Source organism: Streptomyces bambusae (assembly GCF_019400985.1).
Taxonomy (GTDB): Bacteria; Actinomycetota; Actinomycetes; order Streptomycetales; family Streptomycetaceae; genus Streptomyces; species Streptomyces bambusae_A.
The window spans coordinates 1-10,199 of the sequence record NZ_WTFF01000266.1; the positions used below are offsets into that span (position 1 = coordinate 1).

Annotated in this window: 8 protein-coding genes and 1 pseudogene; 5 read left to right on the top strand and 4 right to left on the bottom strand. The window is 74.3% G+C overall.

Annotated elements, in window-relative coordinates:
- Nucleotides 1-400 precede the first annotated feature (400 nt).
- The 3 genes from GPJ59_RS27775 to GPJ59_RS27785 all read right to left on the bottom strand — a co-directional run bounded on the left by GPJ59_RS27775 (nt 401) and on the right by GPJ59_RS27785 (nt 1,837).
- Nucleotides 401-808: a hypothetical protein gene (locus tag GPJ59_RS27775; protein WP_219670444.1), complete on the bottom strand. Its 408-nt coding sequence runs from the start codon at nt 806-808 to the stop codon at nt 401-403.
- A 64-nt stretch (nt 809-872) separates the two neighbouring features.
- Complete coding sequence (locus GPJ59_RS27780) at nt 873-1,283, bottom strand: RidA family protein (protein WP_219670445.1); 411 nt, start codon at nt 1,281-1,283, stop codon at nt 873-875.
- A gap of 80 nt (nt 1,284-1,363) precedes the next feature.
- Nucleotides 1,364-1,837, bottom strand: coding sequence for an RrF2 family transcriptional regulator (locus tag GPJ59_RS27785; RefSeq protein ID WP_219670449.1), 474 nt, complete (start codon nt 1,835-1,837; stop codon nt 1,364-1,366).
- Nucleotides 1,838-1,966: 129 nt separating this feature from the next.
- On the opposite strand from GPJ59_RS27785, the gene GPJ59_RS27790 reads away from it, so the two are divergent.
- The 4 genes from GPJ59_RS27790 to GPJ59_RS27805 all read left to right on the top strand — a co-directional run bounded on the left by GPJ59_RS27790 (nt 1,967) and on the right by GPJ59_RS27805 (nt 7,324).
- Nucleotides 1,967-2,794, top strand: a complete 828-nt coding sequence (locus GPJ59_RS27790; RefSeq protein ID WP_219670446.1) for a hypothetical protein — start codon at nt 1,967-1,969, stop codon at nt 2,792-2,794.
- A gap of 148 nt (nt 2,795-2,942) precedes the next feature.
- The gene (locus GPJ59_RS27795; protein ID WP_219670447.1) at nt 2,943-4,955 is read left to right on the top strand and encodes an FUSC family protein; all 2,013 of its coding nucleotides are present in this window, start codon (nt 2,943-2,945) and stop codon (nt 4,953-4,955) included.
- Between the two features lie 319 nt (nt 4,956-5,274).
- Nucleotides 5,275-6,066, top strand: coding sequence for a hypothetical protein (locus GPJ59_RS27800; RefSeq protein ID WP_258025014.1), 792 nt, complete (start codon nt 5,275-5,277; stop codon nt 6,064-6,066).
- A 10-nt stretch (nt 6,067-6,076) separates the two neighbouring features.
- On the top strand, nt 6,077-7,324 hold the full coding sequence (locus GPJ59_RS27805; RefSeq protein ID WP_219670451.1) for a sensor histidine kinase: 1,248 nt from the start codon (nt 6,077-6,079) through the stop codon (nt 7,322-7,324).
- Nucleotides 7,325-7,385: 61 nt separating this feature from the next.
- Here GPJ59_RS27805 and GPJ59_RS27810 read toward each other — a convergent pair whose 3' ends face one another.
- On the bottom strand, nt 7,386-9,473 hold the full coding sequence (locus tag GPJ59_RS27810) for a PhoX family protein (RefSeq protein WP_219670448.1): 2,088 nt from the start codon (nt 9,471-9,473) through the stop codon (nt 7,386-7,388).
- A gap of 283 nt (nt 9,474-9,756) precedes the next feature.
- Between GPJ59_RS27810 and GPJ59_RS27815 the strand changes: the two are divergent.
- A pseudogene (locus GPJ59_RS27815) lies at nt 9,757-10,199 on the top strand (VWA domain-containing protein); the annotation flags it as partial.

Sequence of the window (10,199 nt, forward strand, 5' to 3'; positions counted from 1 at the left end):
CGCCCCGGGGGGTGGTGTGCCCCGGCGGCGGGGTTGGGTGTGTTCCCTTCCGCTGTTACGGGCCGGGTAGGGGAACCCCCCCCCCCCCCCCTCTCCCCCCCCTGGTTTTACCCCCGCCCCACCCCCCCCCCCCCCCGCCATAACCCCCCTGTCCCGCCCGTAGTTCTGCCGAATCCCCCCCCCGGCCCGGCCGGCCCCGGGGCCGCGGTCGACCGCCGACGGCGGCCACGCCGAGGCCGCCGAGTCCGGCGGCCGCAGCCACGCGCCGCAGGGCGAGTAGCCGCAGGGCGTGCAGCTGCACCGCGTGCAGCCGCAGCGCGTGTAACCGCACCGCGTGCAGCCGCACCGCGGACCGGCCCCGGCGAGTGCCCCGGGCCGGTCCGCGGTCGAGCGCAGGCCGTTACGGCTCGTGCGTGTAGTAGCGGTAGAAGGCGACCACCCCGACGCCCGCACCGACCAGCAGGCCGATGCCGGTGGAGCGGAGCACGCTGTCGCCGGTCAGGCTGTACAGGTACCCCATGGCGATGCCCGCAAAGGCGCCGTACATCGTGGCGCGCAGCTCCCGCATCAGCCGCGGGGCGACGCGGTGCATCCCGACCATGCAGGCCGCGAAGATCGCGCCGGTCAGGATCCCGAAGAGGATGTTGCCCGCGTCGACGGGGCCCATCTGGCGCTGCAGGAAGGCCGCGTAGACCCCGTAGACGAGTCCCAGCATCAGCGCGCGGATCAGCGACTCCCTGGTCGTCTGCCCCGCGTGTGTCCTCGTCGCCGGGTGCCGCCGGCGGACGGTGGGTGCCGCGTGTGCCATGGCAGGGCTCCTTGTCTCCCCCACCCACCAAGGGCACACCCGCCGCGCGCGGGCGGCAAGTGGATCACTCGGTCGGGTGAGCCGGGCGGACGGCGACCGCGTCCATCTCGAAGAGCATTCCGGGCAGCGCGAGGGTGGCGACGCCGATCAGGGTCTGGGCCGGGAGCTCGGTGCCCCAGGTGGCGTGCAGGTGCCCCAGCAGGACGCCCAGCTTCTCCTCGTCGTGGCCGACGATGTACGTGCCGATGCGTACGACGTGCTCCGGGCCGAGGCCGACCGCCTTCAGGGCGGTGCGCAGGTTGGCGAAGGTCTGCGCGACCTGGGCCTCGAAGTCGTCGGAGACCACGTGGCCCTGCTCGTCGGAGCCGTACTGGCCGGCTATGAACACCTGCTCGCCGGGGGCGGAGACGATGTGGCTGTAGCCGTAGTCGGTGGGGTTGTGGAGGCCGGCCGGGTTGGTGATGGTGCGGGTCATGTCCAAGCTCCTCGGTCTTCGGTCTTCGGTCTTCGGTCTTCGGTCCGTCTGCGGTGCTTCGGTCTGTCTTCGGTTCTTGGTCAGCGGGACGCGAGCCAGTCGCGCAGCTGCCGCGGGGCGTCCGGTGCCTGGCGTTCGGCCTGCTGCCGTACGTCGTCGAGGCTCTGGGCCGCGAGCTCGCGGCGCCAGGCCAGTTCGGCCCGGCCCATGGCCTGGGCGACGGCGCACTCGGCGGCGTAGGACGCGGCCGGTCCGCCGCCCGGGCCCTGCTGTCGGATCTCCGCGCAGCGGAAGGCCTCCTCGGGACCCTCGACGGCGGCGACCACGTCCATGAGCGAGATGTCCGCGAGCGGCCGGGCGAGCCGGAAGCCGCCCCGGGGGCCGGGCGCGGAGGTCACGATGCCCGCCCGCGCCAGGGCCTGGAGCTGCTTGTTCAGGTACGCCGTCGGCAGGTCGTGCCAAGCCGCCAGACGGGCCGCCGAGACCGCCCGGTCGGGCCCGGCCCAGGCCAGGTTGACGCAGCTGTGCAGCGCCCATTCGACGCCCTCACCCATCCTCATAACCTGGATACTAGATATCCAGATTAGAAAGGTGCAAGAGGGATACCCCGCACGGGGGATCCCTGCACCCGCGCGGCGCAGCGCCGTTCGCGGCGGGCCGTCGCCCCGGCCTTCCCTGGTGACGTGCGCACCTTCCTGTCGGCCGTACTCGTCGCGCTCGTGGTCCTCCTGGTCCCCACGAGCGCCGTCGCGTACTGGGCCGACCGCGAGCTGGGCGACACCGACCGGTACTCCGCCGCCATGGCCCCGCTCGCCCGGAACCCGGCCGTGCAGGAGGTCGTCGTCACCCAGGCCACGCGCGCCATCTCGGGCCAGATCGACGTGGGGCCGTTCCAGGGCGGGGTGGAGGAGCTGATCGCCGAGGCGCTGCGCTCGTTCGCCGGCACACCCGCCTACCGGACCGCCTGGGACGCCGCCAACCGCGCCGCGCACACCGCGTTCCTCCACGCGCTGACCACGGGCGACGGCAACGCCGTCACCGTGGACCTCGCCCCGGTCGTCGCCGAGGTCAAGGCCGAACTCGTCGCCGACGGGGTGCCCTTCGCCGACCGCATCCCCGAGACCCACGTGAGCGCCGAGGTCATGGAGTACGACAACCTGGGCGCGCTCAGGAAGGGGTTCCGCATGCTCCGGACCGCCGGTATCTGGCTCCCCCTGCTCACCGTCGCCGCCGCCGTCGCGGCGGTCGCCGTGGCCGTCCGGCGGCGCCGCGCCGTGATGGCGACCGGGCTCGGCCTGGCCCTGGGCGGCGTCCTGCTGTGGGCGGCGGTGGCCCTGTGCCGCCGGATCTCCCTGGACGACCTGCCGGCCGACATCTCCCGGCCGGCCGCCGAGGCGGTCTACGACGCCCTGACCGCGTTCCTGCGCACCACCGCCTGGGTGGTGCTCGTCATCGGACTCGGCGCGGCCCTGGCGGCCTGGCTGGCGGGGAGGCTGCGCCGTACCCCATAAGCTCGGAACGTACGCAACATCCCGAGAACGTCCCAGAAGAACCGATTCGCGAGCGAGTAGCGGTGGCAGCGGCCTTCGCAGCGGCCGTCGCAGCAGCAGTGGCGGCGGCATCGGCACGGAAGCGGCACGGAAGCGGCACGACACGGCAATGAGCACCGAACAGATACCGTCACGGCGGGCCCGGCCCCATGCGCTGGCGCCGCCCGCCTGGCTGCTCGAAGGACTCAGGCCGGCCCCCGAACCGGTCCCCTGGGCCGCCGTGGTGCGCGCGGCCGTCGCCCTCGCCACCCCGCTCGCCGTGGGATTCGCCCTGGACGAGCCCGAGTACGGCGCCCTGGCCTCCATGGGTGCGCTCGCCGGGGTGATCGGCGACACCGCCGACGCCTACCGGATGCGGGTCCTCAACATCGCCGTCCCGCAGGTGGTCGGCGCCGTCGGGATGGCGCTGGGCACCCTCGTCTACGGCCACGGCTGGGTCGCCGTCGGCGCGCTCACCCTGATCGCGCTGGTCTCCGGGATGATCTCGTCGATCGGCACGGTCGCCTCCGCCTCCGGCCTGCTGCTCCTGCTCAACGCCGTCGTCGGGGCGGGACTGGCGATGCCGCAGCCGTGGTGGACGGCCCCGCTGCTGCTCCTCGCGGGCGGACTGTTCGTGCTGGTACTGACCCTGCTGGCGTGGCCGGTGCGGGGCCGGCAGCCGGAGCGGGCCGCCGTCGCGGACACCTACCGGGCGCTGGCCGACCTGCTGGAGGCGGCCGGCCGCGGCCCCCTCTACGACGAGCGCCGGCACGCCGTCACCGAGGCCCTCAACCACGCCTACGACCTCGTGCTCGGCCGGCGGGCCCGGGTGCACGACCGCTCTCCCTCACTCGTGCGCCTGCTCGCCCAGCTGGGCGCCGTCATCCCGCTGGTCGAGGCGGCACCCGCCGCACACCTGCGCGGGCGACGGCTGCCGCCGGAGGTCCCGGCCGCCGTCCGGGAGCTGGCGGACGCCGTCGAGGAGGGCCGCACCGGGGCTCCCGGGCTCTCCCTGCCCGTCGCGCACACGCCGGTCGAACGGGCCCTGGACGCGGCACTGCGGCACGCGCAGAAGATCGTCCACCTGCCCGACGCCGACCCGTACAACGTGGACGACCGGCTCGGCCGCCCGGCGGCCCTGCGGGTGCGCCTGCGCCGGGGCCTGCGGGACATGGCGCTGTCCCGGGCCTCCTGGCGGTACGGGCTGCGGCTCGCGCTGTGCATCGGGCTGGCGCAGTCGTTGGTGTCCCTGGTGGAGGTCGAACGCTCCTACTGGGTGGCGCTGACCGTCACCTTCGTCCTGAAACCCGACTTCGGCTCGGTCTTCTCCCGGGCGGTGCTGCGCGCGCTGGGCACGGCGGGCGGCCTGGTGATCGCCGCCGCCGTGCTGGCGGAGGTGCCGCGCGGCTGGTGGGACGTGCCGGTGATGGCGGTCCTCGCGGCGCTCGTACCGGCGTTCTCGGCCAAGGGGTACGCCTTCCAGACCGCCGCGATCACCCCGGTGATCCTGCTGCTGTCGGACCTGCTCAGCCACCAGGGCTTCGACCTGATCCGGCCGCGGCTGCTGGACAGCCTGATCGGCTGCGCGATCACGCTGGTCTTCGGCTACCTGCTGTGGCCCGAGAGCTGGCACACCCGGATCGGCGACCGGCTCGCCGACACCGTGGACGACGCCGCCCGGTACGTGGAGCGGGCCTTCGCCCCGCTCCCGTCCCCCGCCGCGGTGCCCGCCGCCCGCCAGGCCCGGCTCCAGGCACGCCGGCGGATCTACCGCGACCTGTCCGACGTACGCAGCGAGTTCCAGCGGGCGCTGACCGAGCCGCCGCCGACCGGGCAGCGGGCCGCCGCCTGGTTCCCGCTGGTGATCGCGGTCGAGCGGATCGTGGACACCACCACGGCCGCCCGGGTGCGGGTCAACCACGGTGCCGAGCCGCCCGCGGCGCAGGAGGTCGCGGACCTCGCCGCCAGGGTGCGCCGGCTGGCCGAGGACGTCCGCGGCCACCTCACCCCCGCCGACGCCTCCGCGCCGCTCCCGGACCCGCCGGCCGAGGACTCCGTCCTGGCCCCGGTCCACGACGAACTGGTGGCGGCCCTGGCCATCTGCGCCCCGGCCGTGGAGGAACCCCGACACCGGACCCCGTGAGCGAGGCGGGGCCGTGAGGGGCTCGGGGCTGCCCACACGAGCGGCTCCGCGCAGAGCGCTACCGCCATGACTCCCGCGAGGCCGGGGCCCCGTTGGTGCGCCCCGCCAGGGGCGCGGGACTGCCGCACGAGCGGCTCCGCGCCGGGCGGGAGAACCGGCACCGCCGCAGCCCGCCCGACCCGCGCGGCGGAGCCCGCGCACAGCCGCGCGCGGAGCCGCACCGGGCTCCGTCCCCGCGCGCCGGAACGGCCCCCATTCCCGTTCCCCCGAACGGCCCACTGCCCAGGCCCGCCCCGCCGGGGCGGGGGAGCATCGGAGCATGCCGCCCCTCTTCCCCGGCCTGCGGCCCCTGCCGGCGCTGCGGGAGCCACAGCCCCCACGGGAGCCACCGCCCCCACGGGAGCCCCGGCCCCCCCGGGCCCGGCGGGCCCTCGCCGCCGTCCTCCTGGCGGCCGCCGCCGGGTGCGCCGACACCGAGGGGCTGAGCAGCAGCGGCGACCTGGGCGAGGTGCACGCCCCGCTGACCCTGTGGGGGGACGTCCGGCCCTCACCCGCCCCCTCGGAGGAGACCCGCGGACAGCCCCGGACGGTCCCCGGAGTGCGGGCGAAGCCCGGCGGCAGCATGCGCGACGTGGACCCGCTGGCCGTCGTACGGGCCGATGTCGCCGACGCCGCCCGGCGCGACGGCGGCACCGGCCGGCTGGTGGACCCGCGCGCCGTCCGGCGGCTCGCGCGGTGCACGGCGGAGCCGGACGGCGGCCCCGGCTGCCCCGTGCGGCCGCCGGTGTTCCACGACCTCACCGAGGACGGCAAGGCCGAGCTGATCACGGCCGTCGACATCGACGGGCGCCAGAGCGAGCTGCGCGTCTACACCGTCCGGCCCGACGGGTCGGTCGCCCAGGTGCTGTCCCGGCACGGGGTGCTCGAAGGCGTGGAGGTCGCCGCCGAGCACCTCGCGGTCCGCGAGCCCACGTCCAACCCCCGGCTCGTGGCCATCACCGACTACGAGTGGAACCGGAAGGCCGGGGTGATGGAGCTGACCGCGGTGACCGTCGACGAGTGCCCGGGCCCCGAGGACTCCACCACGCCCTGCGCCCCCGGCGGAACCTGACGTGCCCGGTATGCGGGTCTCGCGCAGCCTGCGCTGGAAGATCGCGCTGACGACCACGGCCGTGTGCTGCGCGGTCGCCGCCGTCCTGGGCGTCCTCGTGCACAACGTCGTCGCCCGGCAGATCGTCGGGGAGGTCCGCAAGGAGGCGGACACGGCCCTCGACCACGCCCTCACCCACTACACCTACGGCACCAGCCACGGCGACATCGCCAGCGCCCTGGACCCGCCCGACCTGCCGCGGCCGCTGCGCGACCTCGTGGCGCGCGGACAGACCGGGAGCATGGTCGGCGAACGCGCCGGCAAACCCGTCATGTGGGCCGCGGGACCGGCCGACGGCAAAGCCCTGGCCATCTGGCTGCCGTACGAGAGCACCCGGACCCGGCTGCGGGAGGTGGACGCCGCCATCCTCGCCTCGGCGGCGCTCGCGGCCGGACTCGTGGCCCTGGCCGGCGTGTTCCTGGCGACCCGGATCAGCCGCCGGCTGACGGCCACGGCCGCCGTGGCCCGCCGGATCAGCGCGGGCGACCTGGACGCCCGGGTGGACTTCCCCACCGAGGGCCGCCAGGGGCCCTTCCGCTACCCCGACGAGGTACGGGACGTGGCGCTGGCCCTGAACTCGATGGCGGCCTCGCTCCAGACCCAGCTGGAGGCGGAGAAGCGGTTCACGGCGGACGTCGCGCACGATCTGCGCACCCCGCTGACGGGCGCGCTGGCGGCGGCCGGGCTGCTGCCCGAGGGCCGCCCCAAGGAGATGATCAACGACCGGCTGCAGGCGCTGCACCGGCTGACCGAGGACCTGCTGGAGATCTCCCGGCTGGACTCCGGCACCGAACAGGCCGACCTCGGCGAGGTCCCCCTCGGGCCCACGGTCCGGCGGATCACCGCCGCGACCGGGCTGGGGGCGTCGGTGACGGTGGTCCGCGACGCCACCGTCCTCACCGACCACCGGCGGCTGGACCGGATCCTGACCAACCTGCTGGTCAACGCCCACCGGCACGGCCGCCCGCCGCTGGAGGTGACCGTGGACGGACCGGAGGTCGTCGTCCGCGACCACGGCCCCGGCTATCCCCCGGAACTGATCGAGCACGGCCCCCGGCGCTTCCGGACCGGTGATCCGGGGCGGGGGCGGGGCCACGGGCTGGGCCTGACCATCGTGGTGGGCCAGGCGGCCGTGCTGAAGATCGGGCTGAGCTTCGCCAACGCCCCGGACGGGGGTGCGGTGACGAAGCTCAGCCTGCCGCTCGCGCCGGGCGGTTGACGTCCGGCGCCAGAGGTGGCGTTGAGGCATGTTTCACGTGAAACATGCCTCAACGACTGGTTCACACACCGATGTTGCGGTTGTCCTTGCGCCAGACGCTCACCACGGCCGGGCGGACCATCTTGCCCGGGCCGTCGGGCCACACCGACTGCGGCTTCTCGACCGAGGCGCCGTCGATCTCGCCCGGGTGCTGCACGGAGACGAGCACGCGCTTGTCCTGGATCAGCGGACCGCAGGTCTCGGCACCGCGCGGCACGGTCAGGAACTGCTTGAGCTCACCGCGCTGCGGTCCGGCGGTGGCGACACCGAACAGGCCGTCGTGCGAGCCGAGCTGGTTGCCGTCCGTGGAGATCCACAGGTTGCCGTGCGGGTCGAAGGCCACGTTGTCCGGGCAGGAGATCGGGCTGACCTTGTCCTTCGGGAAGCCGGCGAAGTAGGTGGCCGGGTCGTTCGGGTCGCCGGCGACCAGGAACAGGCGCCAGGCGAAGGCGTCGCCGGCCGGGTCGTCGAAGCTCTCGGCGAGCTCCAGGATCTGGCCGTGCTTGTTGGCGTTGCGCGGGTTGGCCTCGTCAGCGCCCGGCTGGCCGGCGGTGCCGCGCTTGCTGTTGTTGGTCAGCGCGACGTACACGCGGCCGGTGCGAGGCGAGGGCTCGACGTCCTCGGGACGGTCCATCTTGGTCGCGCCCACCTTGTCGGCGGCCTGGCGCGTGAAGACGTAGACCTCCTCGGCGGTCATACCGGGGACGTGCGAGGTGGTGCCGGTGGCCAGCGGGATCCACACGCCGGTGCCGTCGAACTGGCCGTCCGAGGGGTACTTGCCGGAGCCGTCGATCTGGTCGGCCGGGGAGTCGCCCGTGAGCTTGGCGACGTAGAGGGTGCCCTCGTCCAGGAGCGTCAGGTTGTGCTCCTTGTCCGCGCGGGACTTGCCCTTCTTCATCCGCTTCGAGGAGACGAACTTGTAGAAGTAGTCGAAGCGCTCGTCGTCGCCCATGTAGATGACCGGGCGGCCGTCCTCGGTCAGGCGCGGCTGCGCGGCCTCGTGCTTGAAGCGGCCGAGGGCGGTGCGCTTGCGCGGGACGGAGTTCGGGTCGTACGGGTCGAGCTCGACGACCCAGCCGAAGCGGTTGGCCTCGTTGGGCTCCTGGGCCACGTCGAAGCGCTTGTCGAAACGCTCCCACTTGCGCTCGGACTCGCCGGTGGTCATGCCGTAGCGCTTCAGGCGGGCTGCGGCGGCCGGGTCGGTGACCTTGCCGGCGTTGGCGAAGTACTGGTTGAAGTTCTCCTCGCCGTGGAGGGTGGTGCCCCACGGGGTGGTGCCGCCGGCGCAGTTGTTCAGGGTGCCGAGGACCTTCGTGCCGGAGGGGTCGACGGAGGTCTTCAGCAGGTTGCCGCCCGCGGCCGGGCCGGTCATCCGGAACTCGCTGGTCGCGGTCAGGCGGCGGTTGAGCTGGTGGCGGGTCACGGCGGTCAGCTTGCCGCTGCGGTGGTCCTCCTGGACGACGACCACGGACAGGCCGTGCGCGGCCCAGGCGATCTCGACCTGCTCGCGGGTCGGGTTGGCCGGGTCGTAGGCCTTGAACATCAGGTTCTCGTCCGTGTACTCGTGGTTGGCCACGAGCAGCTGCTGGCGCTCGTAGTCACCGCCGAGCGGGAGCAGGCTCAGGAAGTCGTTGTTGTAGCCGAACTGGCCCGCCTGGGCGGCTGCCGTCTGCTTGTCGGGGTTGAAGCCGGGCGCGCCCTTGAGGATCGGGTCACCCCACTTGATCACGACGTTCTGGGCGTAGCCCTCGGGGACCGTGACCTGGTCGGCGGTGTTGGGCGCGACCGGCTTGAAGCGCAGGCCGCGGGCACCGAGGCCGTCGGCGCCCGCGGCGGCGGCCTGGGCGTCGGGGGCCGGGGTGGCGTTGGCCGGGGTGCTGTTGCCGGCGAGCACGACGGAGGTGGCGCCGGCGCCCGCGACGGTCACGACGGCGGCGGCGCGCATGACGTTCCGGCGGGAGAGGGTCCGGGCTATGACATCGCCGGCGTACTCGTTGTCGCTGGTGTTCGGCACCTCGTGGAAGCAGGCGTCGCCACAGCGGTAGCGGCAGGTGAGGGCGGAACGGCCGCCCCCGTGACGGTTGCCGATGAGCGGCAGGAGCTTGCGCACGGGTGTCCTCCGGGTCAGTACACGCGCCGACAACGTGTCGGAACGAATCCAGCCGAGACGGTAGGGCGGTGTTGCGCCAGCACGGCGGCGACGGGATGAACGATCGGTGAACCGAGCACGTCGGCGCGGGAGTTCCCCCGAGTGGCGGTCGTGGGCGCCACGACTGCCCGACCCTCCTGAAGATCGCCCTCCGGGGTCGATAACCTTACGTGTCCACTCTGGGCAGGGATCTTCCGCACAGCACGGACAAATGACTCACGCACTCATGCGAAAGGCCTCGCTCATGGGTATTCGGAGCTTGTTGCGCAAGGTGTTCGGCCGCTCGTCGGAGCCGGTCCAGGATTCCGCGGCGTCGGCCGGGACGGCTGCGTCCCCGTCGCTCCCCGCCCAGGGCGAACGCACGCCGCTGGACGCGGCGGCGGAGCTGGTGGCGGCGTCGTTCGACAACCCGACCGTCCCGCCGCAGTCGGCCCCGCGCGACCACCGCGCCCCGGTCCTGACGGCCCCCTCCCCGACCTCGAACCCGGCCCCGGCCCCGGCGGACCCCACGGTCCCCGAGGCCCGCTCCCCCCACCCGGCCGACCCGGAACCGACCGCTACCGCGGGCGCTGCGGAGCCGGTCGCTGCCGCGGAGCCGGAGCCCGTCGCCGAAGCCGAGGCGGTCGCTGCCGAAGCCGAGCCTGCCGCTGCCCCGGCGGAGCCGGCCGCTGCCGCGGAGCCCGAGCC